23 protein-coding genes are annotated in these 22,100 nt (G+C 32.6%); 1 reads left to right on the forward strand and 22 read right to left on the reverse strand.

Annotated features, from left to right (window positions below; genetic code table 11):
- Nucleotides 1–195: 195 nt before the first annotated feature.
- From ileS to bshC, 17 genes are all read right to left on the reverse strand, one after another.
- The gene (gene ileS, locus LPC11_RS08015) at nucleotides 196–2,946 is read right to left on the reverse strand and encodes an isoleucine--tRNA ligase (RefSeq protein WP_023375131.1); all 2,751 of its coding nucleotides are present in this window, start codon (nucleotides 2,944–2,946) and stop codon (nucleotides 196–198) included.
- A 227-nt stretch (nucleotides 2,947–3,173) separates the two neighbouring features.
- Nucleotides 3,174–3,827 (reverse strand): DivIVA domain-containing protein, encoded by a 654-nt coding sequence (locus LPC11_RS08020; protein WP_023375130.1) that lies wholly within the window; start codon nucleotides 3,825–3,827, stop codon nucleotides 3,174–3,176.
- Nucleotides 3,828–3,850: 23 nt separating this feature from the next.
- Nucleotides 3,851–4,621 carry a YlmH family RNA-binding protein gene (locus LPC11_RS08025; protein WP_041613943.1) on the reverse strand — a complete coding sequence of 257 codons (771 nt, stop codon included), beginning with the start codon at nucleotides 4,619–4,621 and terminating at the stop codon, nucleotides 3,851–3,853.
- Nucleotides 4,622–4,760: 139 nt separating this feature from the next.
- A complete protein-coding gene (locus LPC11_RS08030; RefSeq protein ID WP_231307209.1) occupies nucleotides 4,761–5,054 on the reverse strand; it encodes a YggT family protein in 294 nt (97 codons plus the stop codon).
- Nucleotides 5,055–5,065: 11 nt separating this feature from the next.
- Entirely contained in the window at nucleotides 5,066–5,659 is a 594-nt protein-coding gene (locus tag LPC11_RS08035) for a cell division protein SepF (protein ID WP_023375128.1), read from the reverse strand.
- A gap of 2 nt (nucleotides 5,660–5,661) precedes the next feature.
- On the reverse strand, nucleotides 5,662–6,324 hold the full coding sequence (locus tag LPC11_RS08040; RefSeq protein ID WP_164967151.1) for a YggS family pyridoxal phosphate-dependent enzyme: 663 nt from the start codon (nucleotides 6,322–6,324) through the stop codon (nucleotides 5,662–5,664).
- Nucleotides 6,325–6,344: 20 nt separating this feature from the next.
- Nucleotides 6,345–7,136 carry a peptidoglycan editing factor PgeF gene (gene pgeF / locus LPC11_RS08045; RefSeq protein ID WP_231307210.1) on the reverse strand — a complete coding sequence of 264 codons (792 nt, stop codon included), beginning with the start codon at nucleotides 7,134–7,136 and terminating at the stop codon, nucleotides 6,345–6,347.
- A gap of 247 nt (nucleotides 7,137–7,383) precedes the next feature.
- Nucleotides 7,384–8,559, reverse strand: coding sequence for a cell division protein FtsZ (gene ftsZ / locus LPC11_RS08050; RefSeq protein ID WP_023375125.1), 1,176 nt, complete (start codon nucleotides 8,557–8,559; stop codon nucleotides 7,384–7,386).
- A 32-nt stretch (nucleotides 8,560–8,591) separates the two neighbouring features.
- Nucleotides 8,592–9,989 (reverse strand): cell division protein FtsA, encoded by a 1,398-nt coding sequence (ftsA, locus tag LPC11_RS08055; RefSeq protein WP_023375124.1) that lies wholly within the window; start codon nucleotides 9,987–9,989, stop codon nucleotides 8,592–8,594.
- Nucleotides 9,990–10,092: 103 nt separating this feature from the next.
- A complete protein-coding gene (locus LPC11_RS08060) occupies nucleotides 10,093–11,493 on the reverse strand; it encodes a cell division protein FtsQ/DivIB (RefSeq protein ID WP_023375123.1) in 1,401 nt (466 codons plus the stop codon).
- A 16-nt stretch (nucleotides 11,494–11,509) separates the two neighbouring features.
- Nucleotides 11,510–12,859 carry a UDP-N-acetylmuramoyl-L-alanine--D-glutamate ligase gene (gene murD / locus LPC11_RS08065; RefSeq protein WP_023375122.1) on the reverse strand — a complete coding sequence of 450 codons (1,350 nt, stop codon included), beginning with the start codon at nucleotides 12,857–12,859 and terminating at the stop codon, nucleotides 11,510–11,512.
- 1 nt (nucleotide 12,860) lies between these two features.
- Nucleotides 12,861–13,826: a phospho-N-acetylmuramoyl-pentapeptide-transferase gene (gene mraY / locus LPC11_RS08070; RefSeq protein WP_002450629.1), complete on the reverse strand. Its 966-nt coding sequence runs from the start codon at nucleotides 13,824–13,826 to the stop codon at nucleotides 12,861–12,863.
- 184 nt (nucleotides 13,827–14,010) lie between these two features.
- Nucleotides 14,011–16,257: a penicillin-binding protein gene (locus LPC11_RS08075; RefSeq protein ID WP_231307211.1), complete on the reverse strand. Its 2,247-nt coding sequence runs from the start codon at nucleotides 16,255–16,257 to the stop codon at nucleotides 14,011–14,013.
- Nucleotides 16,238–16,639, reverse strand: a complete 402-nt coding sequence (gene ftsL, locus LPC11_RS08080) for a cell division protein FtsL (RefSeq protein WP_002450631.1) — start codon at nucleotides 16,637–16,639, stop codon at nucleotides 16,238–16,240. Before ftsL ends, LPC11_RS08075 begins: the two co-directional genes overlap by 20 nt.
- Before the next feature lie 13 nt (nucleotides 16,640–16,652).
- Nucleotides 16,653–17,588, reverse strand: a complete 936-nt coding sequence (gene rsmH, locus LPC11_RS08085) for a 16S rRNA (cytosine(1402)-N(4))-methyltransferase RsmH (RefSeq protein ID WP_002450632.1) — start codon at nucleotides 17,586–17,588, stop codon at nucleotides 16,653–16,655.
- Between the two features lie 15 nt (nucleotides 17,589–17,603).
- Nucleotides 17,604–18,035, reverse strand: coding sequence for a division/cell wall cluster transcriptional repressor MraZ (gene mraZ, locus LPC11_RS08090; protein ID WP_002450633.1), 432 nt, complete (start codon nucleotides 18,033–18,035; stop codon nucleotides 17,604–17,606).
- 143 nt (nucleotides 18,036–18,178) lie between these two features.
- Nucleotides 18,179–19,792 (reverse strand): bacillithiol biosynthesis cysteine-adding enzyme BshC, encoded by a 1,614-nt coding sequence (gene bshC, locus LPC11_RS08095; RefSeq protein WP_023375119.1) that lies wholly within the window; start codon nucleotides 19,790–19,792, stop codon nucleotides 18,179–18,181.
- 216 nt (nucleotides 19,793–20,008) lie between these two features.
- Between bshC and LPC11_RS08100 the strand changes: the two genes are divergently transcribed.
- Nucleotides 20,009–20,449: an N-acetyltransferase gene (locus LPC11_RS08100; protein ID WP_015365103.1), complete on the forward strand. Its 441-nt coding sequence runs from the start codon at nucleotides 20,009–20,011 to the stop codon at nucleotides 20,447–20,449.
- Nucleotides 20,450–20,567: 118 nt separating this feature from the next.
- Here LPC11_RS08100 and LPC11_RS08105 read toward each other — a convergent pair whose 3' ends face one another.
- The 5 genes from LPC11_RS08105 to LPC11_RS08125 all read right to left on the reverse strand — a co-directional run bounded on the left by LPC11_RS08105 (nucleotide 20,568) and on the right by LPC11_RS08125 (nucleotide 22,065).
- Nucleotides 20,568–21,254, reverse strand: a complete 687-nt coding sequence (locus LPC11_RS08105; protein ID WP_023375118.1) for a YjjG family noncanonical pyrimidine nucleotidase — start codon at nucleotides 21,252–21,254, stop codon at nucleotides 20,568–20,570.
- 116 nt (nucleotides 21,255–21,370) lie between these two features.
- Nucleotides 21,371–21,505, reverse strand: coding sequence for a beta-class phenol-soluble modulin (locus LPC11_RS08110; protein WP_002466004.1), 135 nt, complete (start codon nucleotides 21,503–21,505; stop codon nucleotides 21,371–21,373).
- A 51-nt stretch (nucleotides 21,506–21,556) separates the two neighbouring features.
- Nucleotides 21,557–21,691 (reverse strand): beta-class phenol-soluble modulin, encoded by a 135-nt coding sequence (locus LPC11_RS08115; RefSeq protein ID WP_002450638.1) that lies wholly within the window; start codon nucleotides 21,689–21,691, stop codon nucleotides 21,557–21,559.
- A 52-nt stretch (nucleotides 21,692–21,743) separates the two neighbouring features.
- On the reverse strand, nucleotides 21,744–21,878 hold the full coding sequence (locus tag LPC11_RS08120) for a beta-class phenol-soluble modulin (RefSeq protein WP_002450638.1): 135 nt from the start codon (nucleotides 21,876–21,878) through the stop codon (nucleotides 21,744–21,746).
- Between the two features lie 52 nt (nucleotides 21,879–21,930).
- On the reverse strand, nucleotides 21,931–22,065 hold the full coding sequence (locus LPC11_RS08125) for a beta-class phenol-soluble modulin (RefSeq protein ID WP_002450638.1): 135 nt from the start codon (nucleotides 22,063–22,065) through the stop codon (nucleotides 21,931–21,933).
- Nucleotides 22,066–22,100: the final 35 nt, after the last annotated feature.

A 22,100-nucleotide genomic window follows, 5' to 3' on the forward strand; every position in this document is an offset into this window, starting at 1 on the left:
AATCAAAACAAAAGCAACTTAATTGCAATTCATATCAATACTATTTCAGTGATTATGTATTCATAATGTATGAGGCCGAATTCGATAACACTTTCTACTATTTAATTAACCCCCTACTGTATCAAGTCATTGTAAAATAAAAACTGTCAACAAAGTCATTCGACTTTGCTAACAGTTTGAATACGATTTTAACTATTAAATTAATGTCTTAACTACTTCTTGACAACGTGGACATAAGTGGTCTAATTCACCAACAGATCCTAATTGCTCACTATAGTTCCAACATCTTTCACATTTTTCACCTTCAGCATGTTCAATTCGGATGTCACCATGTTGATATGATACGCCGTTATCAACTTGATCAACTACCTCCGCTTGTGAAGTGATAAATAATTGTTGTAAATCATCAAATTGTTGTAAGAACTCTGTAGCATTAAAGTCTTGATTACTACCAATCACAACTTTAGCTTCTAATGATTTACCAATTACTTTTTCATTACGCGCAGCTTCTAAGGCACGGTTCACATCATCACGTAAGTTCATAAATGTATTCCATTTATCTAATAATTGTTGATCTACTTCTTCAACTTTAGGCATATCAGCTAAATGAACACTTTCTTCTTTAACATGAGGTGTATGTGACCAAACTTCCTCTGCTGTATGCACTAAAATTGGTGCAAGCAACTTAGTCATATCAACTAGGATTTGATAAAGTACTGTTTGCATACTACGACGCTTATGAGAAGAACGTTCTTCTATATATAGAATATCTTTACCATAATCTAAGTAGAAGTTACTTAATTCAACATTGATAAAGTTTTGAACTTCTTGATAGATATTAAGATAATCAAAGTTTTCATAGTTATTAATTGTACTTGCAGTAAATTCACGTAAACGATGTAATAAATAACGATCTACTTCTAATAACTCTGCTTCAGAGATGCTATCTGTTTCAGGATTGAAGTCATTCACATTACCTAACATATATCTCAATGTATTTCTGATTTTACGATATACATCAGATGTTTGTTTTAAGATTTCATCTGAAATACGTACATCTGCTAAATAGTCTGTACTACTTACCCATAGGCGTGCAATATCTGCACCTTTTTGTTTAACGACTTGATCAGGCACAATGACATTACCTAATGATTTACTCATTTTCTTACCTTCTCCGTCCATAACGAAACCATGTGATAATAAGAATTTATATGGTGCTTGTCCTCTTGTCGCAACAGACGTAGTAATAGATGAGTTAAACCAACCACGGTATTGGTCACTACCTTCAAAGTATAAGTCAGCTGGGAAACTTAATTCAGGACGTGTTTCAAGTACGCCTCTATGAGATGAACCAGAATCGAACCATACATCCATGATGTCATTTTCTTTCGTAAATTCACCATTTGGACTTCCTGGATGTGTAAAGCCTTCCGGTAATAAATCTTTGGCTTCTTTTTCAAACCAGATGTTAGAACCATGCTGTTCAAATAAATCTGCAACATGATTTACAGTTTCTTTCGTCATGATGATGTCACCATTTTCTGCATAAAATACAGGTAGTGGTACACCCCAAACACGTTGACGTGAAATTACCCATTCACCACGGTCACGAATCATATTATAGATACGTGTTTTACCCCAATCTACTTTAAATTGAGTATCTTCAATTGCATCTAAGATATCTTGTCTCACTTTATTAATTGATGCAAACCATTGTGGTGTTGCACGGAAGATAACTGGTTTTTTCGTTCTCCAATCATGTGGATAACTATGTGTAATAAACGTCAATTTTAATAATGCATCTTTCTCAGTTAATAAGTCCGTTACTGCTTTATTCGCTTTATCATAGAACATACCTTCAAAAGGTCCACCTTCTTCAGTGAAGACGCCTTTATCATTTAATGGACTGATAACTGGTAAATCATATTTTTGTCCAACAATGTAGTCATCTTCCCCGTGTCCAGGTGCTGTATGAACACAACCTGTACCAGCATCAGTTGTAACATGTTCACCGTTAATCACTAAAGAAGTACGATCTAAGAATGGATGTTGTGCTTCAACATATTCTAATTCTTTACCTGTAAATTCTTTTTCAAGTTGAATCGTATCTTGATCCCATTCTAAAGCTTCTGCTACTGTTTCCGCTAAAGCTTGAGCAATAATGTATTTTTTACCATTTACATTATATTGTCCATATTTTAATTCTGGATGAACTGTAATCGCAACATTTGAAGGAATTGTCCAAGGTGTAGTTGTCCAGATAATAAATTGTGCATCTTTTTCTACAACACCTTTATCATCTTTAACATCAAATGCAACATAAATTGATGCTGAACGTTTGTCATGATATTCGATTTCTGCTTCTGCAAGAGATGATTCACTAGATGGTGACCAATAGACTGGTTTTTTACCTTTATAAATAAGTCCTTTTTCAGCCATTTCACCAAATAATCGAATTTGAGCAGCTTCGTATTCTGGTTTCAAGGTGATGTATGGATCGTTAAAGTCACCGCGTACACCTAGACGTTTGAAATCTTTCTTTTGAATTTCAATTTGTTCTAGAGCAAATTCTTTACATTTCTCTCTAAATTCCGCAGTAGACATTTTTTTACGATCTACACCTTTTTTAGTTAAAGCTTGTTCAATTGGAAGACCATGTGTATCCCAACCTGGAACATATGGTGCATAAAAACCTTGCATTGTTTTGTAACGAACAATAAAGTCTTTAATAATTTTGTTTAATGCATGTCCCATATGTAAACTACCATTCGCATATGGTGGTCCATCATGTAAAATATATGAGGCATTGCCTTTGTTTTTCTCTAAGGCTTTTTGGTATTGATTGTCTGCATCCCATTGTTCTTGGATTTTTGGCTCTTTATTTGGTAAACCGCCTCGCATTGGAAATTCTGTTTTGGGCATTAATAACGTATCTTTATAATTCATATACTTTCATTCCTCCTAATTATAAAAAAGAACTCTAAGTTCAATTAACAGGGACGGTTATACCGCGGTACCACCCTGATTAACTCAACTTAGAGTTCTCTCTTGATTCTTTATTCATAATGATAAGTCAGTGATATAAGAAACATGCTTATATTAGGCTCCCACCATCTCCTAATTCGCTGTAATAAGTGTAGTGTTTCTTACGCGTCTGACTTCAAATTTGATTGTTATTTTAGATTCGTTGATTCAGATTGACTTGTACTTGTTGAATCACTTTGAGACGTTGATGAAGTCTCAGATGTTTGTGTTGATTGTGATTGACTTTGCGCATTATTTTTCATGGCTTTTTCTTCTTCAGTTAAATCATTATCGTTTAAATGATGAATGTCTTCTAAAGTGACCTGTTCAGCATCTAAATCATAATTTAATAAGTAATCCCAATCTTCATTCTTCAACAAGTCTAATTGAGCTTCAACTAGCATACGGAAACGTGATCTAAATACTTTAGATTGGCGTTTCATATCTTCAGTTTGGAAAGCTAAGCGACGTGCTTTTTCAATAGCATCATTAACAATTTGGTCTGCTTGGGCTTGTGCTTTAGCAATTGTTGCCTCTGCATCTTTATTCGCAGCTAATTTCGTTTCTTCGCCAGCTTTTTGAGCTTGCACTAAAGCATCGCTCACTGATTGGTGAACATCTTGATAAGACTTAATATTAGTATCTCTTTCTTCGATGACTTTTTCAAGTTGTTTTTTATCTTCTTTTAAACGTTCTATTTCAGTACTTAACTGGTCTAAATAGTTTGCAACTTCAGTAGGTTCTAAACCATTTTTCACACGAGTAAACTCTTTGCTTTTAATTTCACTTGGTGTAAAAGGCATTGTGTATCCTCCTTAATTTTACACTATTTAAATAATGTATGATAGGTTATGTGTATTTTATCTTTTTTCGTTCTTCCACCAATATCGGTTACTTGAGCTCTTCCGAATCCTTGTATGGAAAGTAAGTCATTCATTTCTAATTGAAAATCTGGCGAATCAATAATGGTATGATTCACTTTGACTCTCTTCTTCTCTATAAGTTGTTTCGCAATAGATCTTGATTTATGAATCATGTCTTTTAATACGACATCAAGTCTAAGTGCACTCACTGTTGAACTATAAATCTTCCAATTCTCTTCTGATTGTATCATATCTTTCAACGGAATAGAATTAAGTTTAATTGTAGCTCCTTTGATTCTAGTGAATTCTAACATAATAAATGATTCTAATGCTTTTGTCAAAACAAATTGAATGCGTTCCCCAACAATGATATCGCCAAGTTGATTTCTATCAATTCCTAAAGACATCAGCGTACCTAAAACGTGTTGATGCTGAATAGTTACAAACTTTTCAGGGTAATCTATTTCAATTAATGTAAGTTCAAAATCACTTTCATCTGGTTCATAGTACGATGGTGCAATCACGGCACGTTGTCGTTCTGCTCTCGGTCCACCATTAAAATGTACTTTCAAATCGTCATAACTGCCACTAATCACTTCTAAAATATATTGCCCTCTTGGATCTAAGAACGTGGTTAGAACAGGCGAATAGTGCCTTTCAGCTTGTTCACATTTATCAATTAAAATATCAATCAAGCTTTGTTCTTCTTTTCGAAAATGTTGATAAATATCGATGGCTCATCCCCCGCTTAACTTTAATATGATTTATTTAAAATATCATTTTTTTATCCATACAACAATAAAACGAGGTAACATGGAATGCTTCCAATCACCTCGTTTATGATCATGATATTTATATTACTGTCTATACTAACTATCTCGCTAAATAAGCTAAAATCATGTTAAAAATAGTTACTAGTCCTCTTTGGAATAAAACTAAAACTATAATGGCAGCAATTGATGAAATATCAATCATTCCAACTGGTGGAATGATCTTTCTAAATGGTTCTAAAAATGGTTCATAAATTTTACCTAGTATTTCCCCAAATTTAGATTCACGTATACTTGGTACCCAAGATGTAAAGAAATATACAATCATACCAAAATAATAAATTTGGACGATCCAAATGATAAATTGGAAAATTGTATTAAGTAATCCAATATCCATACGTTAGCTCCTTATTCGTAATGTTGCTCCATGTTTTCAATATGATCTGTAATACTACCAGCAACTTCGACGTTATCAGGTGTACATAAGAAAATATCAGTACCTACACGTTGGATATCGCCACCAATGGCATATACAGTACCACTTAAGAAATCAATGATACGCTTTGCAGAAACTTTGTCGATTCGTTGTAAGTTAACTAATGTCGCACGACGATTTTTTAATTCATCAGCGATATCTTGCGTATCTGAGAAAACACGAGGTTCAAATAAACACATTTTTGAACTTTCTTGTGTAGCATTAGTTGATTGAACATTATTATTCATTGTTACAACATTTCTTGTATTCGATTTAGAATTATTACTCATACGATAATTCCTTTCTTCAGAAGTTGTATTATATCTTGTTGTACTTTTTTGAGGTACAGATTTAATCGCACTTGTTTTTGATGCGGCAGGTTGTTGCATTGGTTCTTTTGGCGATTCAACTTCACGTTCTGATTTACGATCACGCTCAGGTTCACGTTCCTCTGGTACTTCTACTTCTTCTTCATCTTCAACAACAAAAAATCCATTAAATAAATCTTTTAAAGCCAAGGGGCTCACTCCTATTCTCCTACAAGTTTAGTCCCAATTCTCACAAATGTTGCACCTTCTTCAATTGCTATTGGATAGTCATTACTCATACCCATCGACAATTCTTCACATGGTGCATATTCTAAATTGAGTTTTTTAATTTCATCTCTTTTTGTTCGTAATTTTCTAAATAATGACTGTATATACGCATTATCGTCCGTATACGGTGCCATCGTCATTAAACCGACTATTTTTATATTTTCAAATTGTTTAATTTCTTCAATAAAAGCATTAACTTCATCTAAACTAATCCCATGTTTAGATGATTCACCTGAAACATTTACTTGTAAGAAACAAGATATTTTATGCTCGGCACGCTTATTAATTTCTTTAGCTAAACTCATTCTATCTAAAGCATGAAAATAATCAACATCATTGATGACATCTTTAACCTTTCTAGATTGCAAAGAACCGATAAAATGTAGCACAGCATCATCGGGTAATGCTTCTTTTTTCTCTTTGAACCCTTCAAGTCGATTTTCTCCAAAATGTCGAATTCCAGCTTGATAAGCTTCTTTAGCTCGCTCTATTGTAACATACTTTGTTACTGCAATCACGTTAGGCTCTGTAGAAATGTTACTTTTTTCTCTATGCTCATTGATTTCTAAATTGATTTGTGCGAGATTATCTTTCACTTCGCGCATTATGAATCACCTTACTTTCTTCCTATAAATGCTAACATTCGTCCAGTTTGTCCTTTTTCTACTCTATAAGAAAAGAAATAATCCAGGTTTTCAGATGTAGCATAATCAGTAATATAAATATTACTTTCAGGTACACCTACACTTTGTAATAAAAGTGAGTTGGCCTTTTTCAAATCAATACCGTGTCTATCAGTATCACGTGTTTCTATAAATTGAGTTGTATCAATATCTAGCGTTTCAAATTTCATTTTAATATCATCATTAATCTCATATGAATTGGATGTAGCTGGCCCAATTACTACATTTAAGTCAGTAACATCAAAATCTATATGTCGAACCATTTCTTTAACGATTTCTCCATAAGTGCCACGCCAACCTGCATGTGCCAGTCCAACATAATGATGCTTCTCGCTATAGAAATAAACGGGTACACAATCTGCGTAACACATTGTTAATAAAATATTCGGTTCATATGTATACAATCCATCTATACCATGTAAACGATTCGTAATAGCATCAATATTTACACCTTTATCCTCTGATGTTATTTTAGCAACTTTATTCTCATGTGTTTGAATTGGAAAAACCCATTCACTTCGTGGGAAACCTATCATATTAGCTAAAATGGTTTGATGTTGTGTAATGTTGTCTTGTCGATCATCAACATATCTAGCCATATTAAATGATTTTTCAGGATACATACTTAAGCCACCCTCACGTGTAGTAAAACCAAGGGTAGTATGTGCCATTTTATCGTCTTTATATGCTAAAAAATGATTTTGTTTTATAAATTTTTCAGTCAACTATTTCACAACCTTAAGTATGAATTTTCATTAATTACGATAAAAGTGTCTATATATGTTTTATAGAACTATTATATAGCATTCTTAATCGTATTTAAATTAAAACTATTATTTCTATTCTTGAAACTAATTATTTTAAAAATAATTAAATTATTCTCCAACACCTAGTTATAAACCATTATTCAAATAAATTAAAAAGTCATCAGAAACAATTCTGATGACTTTAAGTATAATGGTTAAGATAAGATTAACGTCTAGTTCTTCTTGAACGTCTTTCTTCTCTATTTCTGATGAAACTTGGAATATCATCGTCTTTAGTCGTATGGTTTCTTTCAGTCACACTATCAGATGATGAACTTGATGCAGAACTGCTAATTGATTCTTCTTTACCAACTGAAGAAGTTGATGAAGTACTATTTACACTTGAACCAAATCCAGTACTAGAAGCTTTACGACCTTGAGATGATGGTTTGTCTTCAAATCCAGTAGCGATTACTGTTACTACAATTTCATCTTGTAATTCTGGATTGATTACTGTACCGAAGATCATATTTACATCTTCATCTGCAGCATCTTGTACGATATCCGCAGCTTCTTGTGCTTCGAATAATGAAAGTGATTCGCCACCAGTAATATTCATAAGCACACCTTGAGCACCAACAATAGAAGTTTCAAGTAATGGTGAAGAAATTGCTTTTTTAGCTGCTTCAACTGCTCTATTTTCTCCAGAAGAAACACCAATACCCATTAATGCTGAACCTTGGTTAGACATGATTGTCTTAACGTCAGCAAAGTCTAAGTTAACTTCACCAGATACTGCGATTAAATCAGAGATACCTTGTACACCTTGACGTAATACGTTGTCAGCTTCTTTAAATGCTTCCATCATAGGTGTTGATTTGTCTACGATATCTAATAAACGGTCGTTTGGAATAACGATTAATGTATCTACAGCAGCTTTCATTGATTCAACGCCGGCAGCAGCTTGTGTTTGACGTTTACGTCCTTCGAAACCAAATGGACGAGTAACAACACCAACTGTTAACGCTCCCATTTCTTTAGCAATCTTAGCTACTACAGGAGCAGCACCAGTACCAGTACCGCCACCCATACCTGCAGTTACGAATACCATATCTGCACCTTGGATTGCATCTTCAATTTGTTCACGTGATTCTTCAGCAGCTTTTTTGCCGATTTCTGGGTTAGCACCAGCACCTAATCCACGAGTTAATTTTTCACCAATTTGGATTTTTGATTCAGCTTTAGATAAGTTTAAAGCTTGTCCATCCGTATTAATAGCGATAAATTCTACATTATTCATTCCGTGGTCAATCATACGATTTACAGCGTTGTTACCGCCGCCACCTACACCGATGACTTTTAAAGTCGCTAAATGATTAAATCCTTGTTCAAATTCTAACATTTAAATTTCCTCCTAGTTTTAATGGCCAATAATCATTCAAATAAAGATTTCATGAGTTTTTTAAATTTACCTTCTTCTTTGTCTTTACCTTGAGCATTATGATGATCTTCTTCTAGATGAGTTTCGCGGTCGTCATATTCTTCATGAGGTGGTTCAGGCTCATCCTCATAAACATCTTTTTTGTTCGATTTGCGTTTGAACCAATCGAAACCGCTTGATTTAGAGTCAGTTTCTCTTTCATCAGATTCGATAACTTCCTCTTCAAATTCCTCATTATCATGATAATTAATTGTAACATAATCTAATAACTCATCAAAAGTGATACTACTAGAAATAGTAGAAATCGCAGATGAAAATTCTGGTTTTCTGATTCCCATTTGTGAAGGTGTGTGAATTCTCACTTTTTCACTAACCATATCTTGTAATAATTCTCTTACACCTAATAAATTAGCTGATCCACCTGTTACAACAAAACCACCATTAACTTTTGTTAAACCTAATTCTTGTAAAACATCAAACACTTCGAAGAATATATCTTCAACTCTCGCTTCAATAAAGTCGCTTAAATCTTTTTGAGTATACTGAACATGTTCATCACTATCAATTTGATCTACTGTGAATACATCTTGACTTGAAGCTGAATCATAAAATGCATGACCATATTGATGTTTTATTTTTTCAGCTGTGTCATATGATGTATTTAAACCTTGTGCTACATCATCAGTAATATCACGACCAGCCATTTCAATTGAATCAGCATCTACTAATTCGCCACGTTCGTAGAAGGCAATTTGTGTTAAATCTTCACCGATATCAATCACACATGCACCAAGTTCTTTCTCAGTTGCTGATAAAATTGATCCGTAGTTATATGCATCAGAATATACATCTAATACATCTACACCACATGATTCAACACATTTAATCATATTAATTAAAATTGATTTTTGAATAGCAATAACGCCTGCATCCACTTTAAGTGAATGTCTTGCGATTAATTCTTTTGGATCTGATACTTCATTTTCCTTATCTACAACAAATCGAATAGGGAAAACGTTAATCACTTCTGTTTCAGGAACATCATTTTTATCTCTAATACCCTCTAGTACAGATTCAATATGCGTTCCGTTAATTTCAGTATCTTCATAAAATTCTATTTCATTTGATTCATCATACACTTCAGTTCCAATGATAGGTAATTTTAAGAATACTTCTTTGATGTCTACCCCTGAAGCGATAGAAGCCTTTTTAATTGTATCCTTGACTGCTTGTCTAGCAATATCAAAGTCATCAATTAAACCATTTTTTATACCGCTTGTATAGGTTTGTCCTGTACCTATCACATTTATTCCATTGTGAAATTTTTCGCCTACTATTGTTTTAACACTTGATGAACCAATATCTATGCTTACATAGTAATGTTCCTCCATAGATAGGCACCTCCTGACAAGTTACTATTAAAATACACTATGTTTAGTTTACAATACGTTGATAAGCTTGTGAACTATAAACACATACTAATATCAAAATTTTTTAATTATTTTCTTTTGAATCTTTATTAATTTTATTTAACACACTCTGAAGTTCTTCTTTTGCATCTGTTTCTTTTTGTGATGTTTGCGATACACTTTGTTCAGATTCTGATTGTGCACCTGTACTATTTTTATATGGTATGAACGATGCACCAACTGAAAGATCGATGTATCCATCTGTTTTTAAGTCACCAGAATCACTTCGAGATAATGATTCTGACATTTGAGGATAATACTTCATTTTATCTGCAATTGTCGTAATGTCACCAATCACCTGGATATTATCTTTTGTGAAGATTTTAATTCTATTTTGTTTATTCTTATCTGGCGCATAACTTATTTCCGCAATTAAATTTCTAGCTTTAGGTGACATTTCAGATAACGCTTGTATCATCTTTTCTTTTTTATCTTCTTTGAAACCATCGATAATAGGAACGTCATGTGCAATTTCGCCGTCATAATCTTTTAATTCTTTACCATCTTCTAACACAGGTACATAGTTGTCTTTTGATTTCTCTAAACCAACGACCTGATATTCAGTTACATTTACATCTAATGTATTAGGTATTACTTTTGTTATTTTAACATCTTTAATTAATGCTTTTTCCTTCAAATTGCTCTTTGCTTTACTTTTACTAAAAGTATACATACGTGAACTTGGCTTTACATCTAATGCTTTGTTAATCTGATTTTTGCTTACATTATGATTCCCTTCAATTTTCACATTAGATATTTTACTTAATGGTGTAAACATATAAAGTAAAAATACTACGATTAATAAAACCAGTACTGTTATTACTGTGTATTGAATTCTCTTTTGTCGTTGTCTACGTTGCGCTCTTTTTTCTTCTAATGTAGGTGAATTAAATTGTGTCACCTTACTATCATAATCCTGTTGTTTATAATCAGTTTCATCTTTCTTATCTGTTGACTTTGTCTTTCTTGTTAACTTTTGAAACCAATTCTCTTTAGACTTTTTATCTCTATTTTTAGTAGTTTTATTTGTCTTATGTGATGTTTCGCCTAAATCATCAGATGATCCATTCTTCTCTATGTCACTTTCAGTTTCATAATAATCATCTGAATATTGGTGTTCTAATTCTTGAGAAGTTTGTCTAGATTCCGAATACGTATGAGTTGGGTCATCAGATTCATTTTGATAAGTCTGATGATCCTCATAATGATTAGAATCCATTACATTGTCGTCGCTATTTGTTTTCTCTTTGTCGTTGTCATCATAACTCGATGAAAATGATTGCTCATCGTCAACTTTATCTTTAAACTTCTTCCTTTTTCTTGTTCTAAAGTCGTTACTTCTACGGAACATACTTAAATCATCGCTTTGATTATCGTCATGATTCGTTTGCTTGTTATGGTTATTTTTATTTGTTTTACCGTCCATATGATTTCACGCCCTTTTAGTATGATGGCAAGTGTGCACGGAAACTTTCTATGAATTTCTCACCACGTTCTTCGAATGTGTTGTATTGATCCCAACTTGCACATGCAGGAGATAATAATACAACATCGTTAGGTTCAATGACATCTTGAATTTTATCTACAGCATCTTGCACATCTGTAGCCTTAATGACATATTTACCTTGACTATTACCTAACTTGGCAAATTTTTCTTGTGTTTCACCAAATACGACCATCACTCTGACATTTTTCATATATGGTATTAACTCATCAAATTCATTACCTCTGTCCAATCCACCACATAGCCAAATAATTGGTTGATTAAATGAATTAAGTGCGAATTGAGTAGCTAAGGTATTAGTAGCTTTGGAGTCATTATAGTATTTATTTGTTCTATTAGTACCGATATATTGTAATCTATGTTCAATACCTGAGAATGTAGTTAAACTATCTGCAATCGCTTTGATTGGTACACCAGCAAGAATAGCTGCTAACACTGCAGCTAAAATATTTTCTAAATTGTGTTCTCCTGGTAAAACTAAATCTTCTACACTAATAATACGTACGCCTTTATATTCTATGAAGCCATCTTTAATATAAATGCCATCAACAACTTGTTGTGTTGAGAAATATAATGTTTTAGCTTTTAAATTTTCTGATTCAATTAGATGACGTTGATGATAATTACAAATTAAATAATCATCTTCAGTTTGATTTTTGTATATTTGTTTTTTAGCATTTTGATAATTTTCAAGAGACTCATGATAATCTAGATGTGCTGAATATATGTTAGTGATAATTGCGATATGTGGTTTATATTGTTCTATACCGAGTAATTGGAATGAAGATAATTCAGTAATTAAATACTCTTTAGAACTTACTTCTTGTGCTACTTTCGAAGCGACATAGCCAATATTCCCTGACAATCTACCTGTCAGTCTACTGTTTTTAAACATATCCCCTATCAATGAAGTTACAGTTGTTTTACCGTTTGTTCCTGTAACTGCAATAATAGGTGCTTCTGAAATAAGGTAACTTAATTCTACTTCAGTTAATACTTTCAAACCTCTTTTTACTGCTTCATCAATGATTGACACAGTATAAGGAATGCCTGGGTTTTTAATAACAATTGGATCATTATCTAGTAATGTAATAGGATGTGAACCACTAACGACTTTTATACCCATTGCCTCTAGATCTTTTGCATGTGCATCTTGGGATAAGTCTTTACCATCATTAACTGTTACCTTCGCACCTAATTTACTTAATAATTTTGCTGCTTCATATCCACTTTTTGCTAATCCTACAACTAATACATCTTTATTTTCTAATCCTGTGTAATTTAGCATCTTAGTGCACTCCAATCCATAAGCCAATTAGACCTGTAATTAAACCGACTGACCAAAATACAGTTACAACTTTCCATTCATTCCAACCACATAATTCGAAATGGTGATGAATAGGACTCATTTTGAAAATACGTTTTTTAGTTAATTTATAAGATGCAACTTGTAACATAACTGATAATGTTTCTACTACAAATACGAAACCAATAAATACAAGTGATAATTCTTGATTTAACATTATTGAAATTGTAGCAAAAATACCACCAAGTGCTAAGCTACCAGTATCTCCCATAAATACTTTAGCAGGATTTAAGTTATATGGTAAGAACCCTAATAAAGCAAATACCATGATAATACAGAATATACCAATAGCAGGTGCATCTAATACAAAACTCATGATAGCGTACATCGCAAAGCCAATAATTGATAGTCCTGTAGCTAAACCATCAAGTCCATCTGTTAAATTTACTGCGTTTGAAAATCCAACTTGCCAAAAAATGATAAAAATGACATAGGCAAATGAAAGTGGGATGCCAGCGTCAGTAAATGGAATATGTAATGTTGTTGAGAAGTTAACTAAGTTAAACACATTACTTAGTACAAAAAATATAACTGCAATAAGAATTTGAGCTAGAAATTTCTGTTTACTAGTTAAACCTTGATTGTTCTTTTTAACTACAATAATGTAATCATCGATAAAACCAATCAAACCAAATCCAAGTGTCACAAATAATAATAAAATGATGGGATTTGAGTGATCTACAAAAATAATTGCAACTACTGAAGTAATAATGATGCTAATTAAGAATGTTAAGCCACCCATAGTCGGTGTCCCCGTTTTCTTCATGTGACTTTGTGGTCCTTCTTCACGAATGCTTTGTCCAAATTTCATTCTTTTTAATGTTGGAATAAGTATGGGTACAAGTACAAAAGTTATTAGAAGCGATAACATCGCATATACAAAAATCATAATGATCTCCTTTTCTTTTATCCGTCAATTTACATACATTATTATATGTATCGTTAATCTATAACCTATAATATTTTATCAGTTTTGGTTCAGTTTTTATATGTTAAATCACAATATATTAAGAAAGAGAGCGGGATAAAGTTAATCCCAATCTCTTCCTCACTTGTTTAATATCTGTGTTGTCTTAACTTGAGCTTGAATCTTTCTTCTTAGATTTAGATTTATCTTTCTTATCACTAGATTTTTCTAGTGTTTGTTTATTACTTTCATCTGTTGTACCGTCAGTTGACTCAGCTGAAAGTGTCACTTCAATGTTGTCCGATTTTTTAAGATTTTGACCTTGTGTCACTGATTGTTTTGAAACAAATCCGCTTCCAGTCGTTTTAACTTTGATGTTAGTTAACTCTTGGAAGGCTAAGACATCTTCTTTAGTCCAACCTTTCATATCAGGCATAGTCAAATCTCCATCTGTTACTAATAATACTTTACTATTTGGTAAAGCTTTAGTATCCGCGTCTACTGATTGTGATTTAACTTTTTTACCATTACCAATGACAACTGGTTTAAGCGACTTAGCGTTAATACTATCTTTAGCTTTGTCAATCGATTGTCCTTCTACATTAGGTACTTTGCTAAAGTCGTTTTTCGAAGCATTGTCTTTAGATTTACCAACGTTTAAATATTTCAAAGTGTTTTCCATAATTGGTTTAAAGGCTTTACTTACACCCATTTCATAAGCTTCCTGGTCATTTTTTTGTGCTAAGCTCATACCTGCATAAACAATAACCTTAGGATTTTTCTTAGGTGCATCACCGATAAAGCTTACAAAGTATGGATTTTCACCTTTAACGTAACCGCCGCCTTCTGAATCCGCTACTTGAGCAGTACCAGTTTTACCTTCGATATCATAACCATCCACACGATAGTTTTTAGCGTGACTATCTTCACTATTAACTACCTTATCTAATTCTGTTTCAACTTTGCTAGCAGTATCTTTAGTGATTGGTTTGCCTGCATAAGATTTTTCACCTTTATAGAAATTCTTTTTCGAAATAGGATTATCGATACTACTTACAAACCATGGTTTCAACATGTTTCCATTATTGAAGAATGCTGATTGTGCTTGAATCATTTGCACTGGTGTCACTGTCGTTGATTGACCAAATGCAGATGTTTTTTGTTGTAATGCATTTTCCCAAGCAATGTGCCCAGTAGCTTCTCCATCAAACATACCATTAGTAGATTTACCGAATCCAAAACGTTCATACCAAGATTTCATTTTATCTGTACCTACTTCATCTTGTAGGTGCATCATTAATGTATTTGAAGAATATGTGAATCCTAGCGTTTCAGAAATTTTACCCCAACCTGTTTTATTCCAGTCGGAGATACGTGATCCCATAATATCTCTATGTCCTGATTCATATTTTTCGTTTGGTTTGAACTTACCTTCTTGGATTGCTGCTGCTAATCCATATGATTTGAATGTCGAACCAGGTTCATATGTGTTTTGGTATAAGTCATTCGCCCATTTTTTACCAAAATCTTTACCTGTTTCTGGGTTGAATGTAGGTCGTTGACTAAATGCTAAAATTTCACCAGTTTTGGCATCCATAACAACCGCAAAAACATCTTTAGGATTGTAATGTTCAACCATACCGTCTAACGCTTCTTCTACAAACACTTGAATATTTGAATCAATAGTTAAATGAACATCATCACCACGTTTAGGTTGTTTCTCAGATTTCGTATTTGGAGCAATGTACCCCCAAATATCGTGAATGTATTTGAGTGATCCTTTAGTACCGTTTAAGTAACTATTGAATATTTTTTCAACACCCATAGCGCCATTTAATTCACCAGTATCTGGATTCTTTTGTGCTATACCTATTAAATGAGATGCAAAGTTACCATTAGGATAAAATCTTTCTGTCTCAGGATATAAGGTAATACCTGGTAAATTTTTCTTTTCTAATTTCTCTTTATCTTGATATGTTAAATTAGTACCTTTTTGTCCAAATTCAACTTGGAAGGCCTTTTTCTGATTTAATCTTTTTTCAATTTCATCAGGCTTCATATCAATTATTTTTGATAATTCTTTGGCTGTTTTCTTTTTATCTACAACATGTCGTGGTTTCTTACTATTTTCACTTGCCTTTTTGTCGACAACTGCTACAACTTTATACCTCTCAACATCTTCGGCTAAGACTTTACCGTTTCTATCATAGATTTTACCGCGTTCTGGTTGCTCTGAGTTATTCACTAAATACTTCTGGTTGGCTTTCATAATTAAATCTTGACCATTCGAGTGTCCAGTAATCATTATGTATGAAAACCTTAAAACCAATATAAAAAAGAGCAGTCCGAATAAACCAACTAGTAGGACTGCCCCTATTTTATTTTTTTTAATTTTAATTTTTCGTTTCGCCATTATTACGCACTACCTTTACATTATCGTTCTCGAGGCTCATCCCTTGCTTCTTAGCCTTGTCGTAAATGCGTTCGTATGAAGAATTTTTCTTAATTTCAGATTTTAAGGCGCTGTTTTCGCTAGATTGTTGTTCAATTTTATGATCTAAATCTGCAATTTTTCCTCGCGTATCATACGCATCCATTTTTAAAGATAGCATATAAATACTAATCATAGCAATAACAGAGACTAGTGTTATGTATAAAATCTTCTCAAATTTCGTAAGTTGAACGACAACTTTACGTTTAACGGTTTGCTTTTGTGGAGAGGTTTGCGGTTGTCTTTTTGGAACACTGGTTTGTGTTGCATTATCATATGGTTGATAAACTTTTTCTACAGCCATGTTGAATTACTCCTTATTTTAATATTTCTGCAATACGTAGTTTCGCACTTCGTGCTCGGTTATTGTCGTCTAAATCTTCATCTGTTGCTGTGATAGGTTTTCGATTAACGCGTTTTAATTTCGGAGTATATGCTTCTGGAATCACTGGTAACCCTCTAGGTACGTCAGGTCCTTTTTCATACTCTTGAAACATCTGCTTACATAACCTATCCTCTAATGAATGGAAAGTGATAACAGATATACGCCCGTTAACTTTCACTAATTCAATTGCTTGTTCAATTGAATCTTCAAATGCAGATAATTCGTCATTAACTGCAATTCGAATTGCTTGGAACACTCTTTTAGCAGGATGCCCACCTTTTCTTCGTGCTTTAGCTGGAATACCTTCTTTGATAACTTCTACTAATTCTAATGTTGTTTCTATAGGTTGTTTTTCTCTATTAGCTTCAATTCTTCTTGCGATTTGCTTAGAGAACTTTTCTTCACCATAACGATAGAAAATTTTTACCAATGCTTCATATGGCCATTCATTTACCACTTCATAAGCGGACAATGATTGTGTTTGATCCATACGCATATCTAATTTCGCATCGTGATGATAACTAAAACCTCTTTCTGGTACATCTAATTGAGGGCTTGAGACACCCAAGTCATAGTAAATACCATCAACTTTTTCAATGTTTAATTCATTTAATATTTGTGTTAATTCTCTAAAATTACTGTGTATAAAAGTGACTTTATGTAAGTGTTCTTTTAGAACATCTTTAGCATTTTCTATTGCAGTTAAATCTTGATCTATTGCAATAAGTCTACCTTCATCACTTAATTGATTTAGTAAATATAGGGCATGTCCTGCTCCACCTAACGTACAGTCAACATACACACCATCTTCCTTTATATTTAGATAATCAATGGTTTCGTTTAACATTACGCTTATATGATGAAACACTGTCATACCTCCAATTTAAAAATCAAAATCTATTAAATCTTCAGCAATATCTTCGAAACTATCTTCTGATTCTTCATAGAAATCATTCCAAGTTTCTCTGTCCCAAATCTCTATACGATTTGAAACACCTATTACTGTACATTCCTTATTTAGGTTAGCGTACTTCCTTAAATTTTGAGGAATATTAATACGCCCTTGTTTATCTAACTCTACTTCAACAGCACCAGAGAAGAACATACGCATAAATTTACGTGCGTCTTTTTTCGTCATAGGTAAGGTTTTCATCTTCTCTTCAATCTGTTGCCATTCTTCTAAAGTATAGCCGAATAAACACTTATCAAGGCCTCGGGTGATAATAAAACGTTCATTTAAGTCATAACGAAACTTGGACGGTATAATCATACGTCCTTTTGTATCTAATTGATGATCGTATTCTCCCATGAACATTTTTTCTCACCTCACCTTATCTATAATTTACCACATCTCCCCACTATCCTCCACTAATTATGTAAAAATAGTTCAAAATATTTGATTTTATAAAAAAATACCCGCCTTATCATTTAGATAAAGCGGGCTTAATCCCTGTTATATCAGTCTTTTATAATAATATGATCAAAAGTGTAAGAAAGTGGTGGATAGGTGGAGGGGTTGAACACATCTTTCCCAAAATCATTCATAATTTGAAGTGGATTCCATATTCTCTCTTGTAATCCTCCCATTACATGGAGATGATTGTTAATTTCTCTAAATTGTCTCATGCTAATATCATTTTCACGTTCAATATTTAATAAGTAACGTTTTTTTAAATAATCATATTGTCTTTGATGAATCTCGTTATTTTTAGTTACTAGATTTTCATTATTCGTGTTACCTTTTACTTCATTAAATAAGGATTGATATAACTTCTCCTGTTGGTGTTTCATCTGTTCAATTTCATTTAGGAATGTTTCTGAGGCTTGCTCTCGAATAAATTTCTGTTTATCTTCTTCAATTCCATTTTCAATGACATGCTCCAATTGCAGATTGTACTGATTCAATAATTTCTGTGTTCGATGATATAAATACGTGATTCGCAATCTAGGTAATACAATTGGCATCTCTACATTTAAGAGCTGAAATACATCATGTAGTTCTGCCCAGTATTTAATTTCACTAGGACCACCAATAAATGCCACTGTATTAAATAACCATTCTTCCATTATTGGTCGAGTTACTACATTGTTTGAAAATCTTTCCGGCTCACGCTCTAAAATATCCAACAATTGTTGTTGACTATATGTTTGTGTCGACTTACTTAACTGAAATACACCATCTCGATATGTTAATAATTGGCGCATGCCATCTTCATGTAAAAACAAATGAACATTGGTATCAGTTTGTATCATTTGTGAAAAACCGTTTTCTATAGTCTGATGTTGATTATTTCTAAATGCATCATCAATATCTTGATGTTTTAATATCATTTCTTTTAAAAGTGGTTTTTCTAATTGTCTTAATGCGTTATTTTGTGCATCAATGAATAGGACACCATAATCCTTAAATATTTCATGTAATAGCACTTTAAACATATCTGTCCAATTAGAATAATTTTCAATGATATTGATGCACATTTGATATATGTCTTTACTATGTTCAGTCTCTCTTAACTGCCTAAAATAATCGTTTAATACTTCAATCATTTGGGATTTGTCTGAATTAAAACGCGAAACATTACTTTCCGGTGGTGTCATTGTGTGGTATTTAATTTTATGCAATTGTGCATCTTGTGAGTTAAATGCATAAGTATGATTCACTTCATCAAAATCATGATCTTCTCCTGCAATCCAGAAAACTGGCACTACCGTCTGCTGATACGCTTTCGTCAATTGTTGACTCAAAGTAATGAGTGAAAATATTTTATGGATTGTATATAAAGGACCACCAAATAAACCAGCTTGTTGCCCCCCAATGACTACTTTAGCACCATTAGCTAATGATGTAATATGTGCTTCTTGTTGATCTGTCATTGTTAAATCTTTCATATAAGATTGAATCACTTCAGCAAGCTTTTTTTCTCTACCATTTGGAGATGCATCCATTTTTATTTTGTAATTATCTTTTGACATCGCATCAAATTGGTAAAATTGCATGAGCTTGTCATCACTATTTATTATTTTGGAAATAAACTGATCATCATTGTTTAATTTTACTATTTTACAGTCCATTGTTTTTCTCCTTAAGTATCACTATTCCTAATATAGTATAAAGACTATACTCACTTCTGACAATTTTACGGCTTATAAAATGTTTGATTAACTTAATTTTCATTAAATATCAATGCATGATATTTAACATTTCATTTTTGGTATAAAGTATAAATCAATGAAAAGAACATATAGTTTAAGGTATAATATAAGAAAGATATAAAGGGGGACAAGATGATGAGTGACGTAAAAAGATTAGAAATTAACTACAAAACTGATGAGTTATTTGAAGACTTCAGAGAATTTGGTAATAAAGATCTTTATATGGTTGAAGAATTTAATGGACAAATGATTGACGCAAGTTCTGATTCGCCATTTTACGGCATATTTGTTGGTGATAAATTAGCTGCACGAATGGCCTTATTGAATAAAGGAGAAGTAGAAGAATCTTACTTCCCAGATTGTGATGATTATCTATTACTATGGAAGTTAGAAGTATTAGAAAAATACCAAAACAGAGGCTATTCTAAACAATTAATCGATTTTGCGAAATCATTTAATCTTCCTATTAAAGCCATTGCTAGAAATAACTCAAAATCATATTTTGAAAATCAAGGTTTCACAGACGTTAATGCCAAGAATCCTGAAGGCCACGATGTTTTAATTTGGCAACCGTAAAGAAACAAATAAATATATATTAGAATATTTATTTTAAACTTAAGGCACGAAGATGATTTTATATTGAATCATCTTCGTGCCTTTTTAATCAAACTTATTTCCTACAATTTACTTATATCTATTCAACAATATTAATTAATTCTTTAAGTGATTTAATTTCATAATCAGGTTGAATCGATGTTTGATTTTCTTTATCTCTTAAGTTAAACCAACATGTTGCTATTTGTGCATTATAGCCACCTAAAATATCTGATGTTAATGAATCACCAACTATTATTGCGTTTTCTCTGTATTGTTCACCAATTTCTTTAAATATGTAATCGAAAAACTCTGGCATCGGCTTTTGAAAACCTGTTTGTTCTGAAATATAAATACCATTTAATGTTTCGTTAAATGTTGTTTGGGCTATACGACGTTGTTGAGTTTCTGTCACACCATTCGTTACGATGTATATATTATGATTTTTTCTTAAATCTTCTATCGTTTCTAAAGTATCGTCAAAGAATTTTGGTGTCGCTTTAGCTAATTCATCTCTAAACAAATGATCAGCTAGTTTACCGTCTACCTCTATTTGATAATTTTTAAAATAGTTTACAAATCTTTGTGTTAATACTTCTTCTTTAGTTAACTTATTTTTTTGAAATGCTTCCCAGTGTGATTGGTTCACCTCTCTAAAATGATAAAAATCATCTTTTGTTGGATAGTGATCAAAATGTTTAGCCATATTGTAAAATGCTTTTTCTTCTGCATCATAAAAATCAACTATCGTATCATCAAAGTCTAATAATATTGTTTGGTATCTCATTGATATCTCCCTTGTTTCACATATTCTCTATATACAATAACAAAATTCACATAACATTGCTTATTAAACATAAAAAAGACCAGAGCGCTTGCCCTGGTCAATGATAGTTAAATTAATTAGAACCCGAATAATTTACTTAATACACCTACACCGTTTTCTACGATACTTACAATGCTTGTGCCTAATTTTGCGCCGTCATGTCCTTGTGCCGCTTGTACTGTATTTGCGATTGCTTCTGCTAATTTTGTCATAATATATATTCTCCTTTATTGTTTATGATTTTTTTAGTTTTTGATTTCGACTTAGAATCCGAATAATTTACCTAATACACTTACACCGTTTTCTACGATGCTCACAATGCTTGTGCCTAATTTCGCGCCGTCATGTCCTTGTGCTGCTTGTACTGTATTTGCGATTGCTTCTGCTAATTTTGTCATAATATATATTCTCCTTTATTGTTTATGATTTTTTTAGTTTTTTGATTTCGACTTAGAATCCGAATAATTTACCTAATACACTTACACCGTTTTCTACGATGCTTACAATGCTTGTCCCTAATTTCGCGCCGTCATGTCCTTGTGCTGCTTGAACTGTGTTTGCGATTGCTTCTGCTAATTTTGTCATAATATATATTCTCCTTTATTGTTTATGATTTTTTTAGTTTTTTGATTTCGACTTAGAATCCGAATAATTTACCTAATACACTTACACCGTTTTCTACGATGCTTACAATGCTTGTCCCTAATTTCGCGCCGTCATGTCCTTGTGCTGCTTGAACTGTGTTTGCGATTGCTTCTGCTAATTTTGTCATAATATATATTCTCCTTTATTGTTTATGATTTTTTT

The organism is Staphylococcus sp. HL28, from assembly GCF_021117155.1.
Taxonomy (GTDB): Bacteria; Bacillota; Bacilli; order Staphylococcales; family Staphylococcaceae; genus Staphylococcus; species Staphylococcus warneri.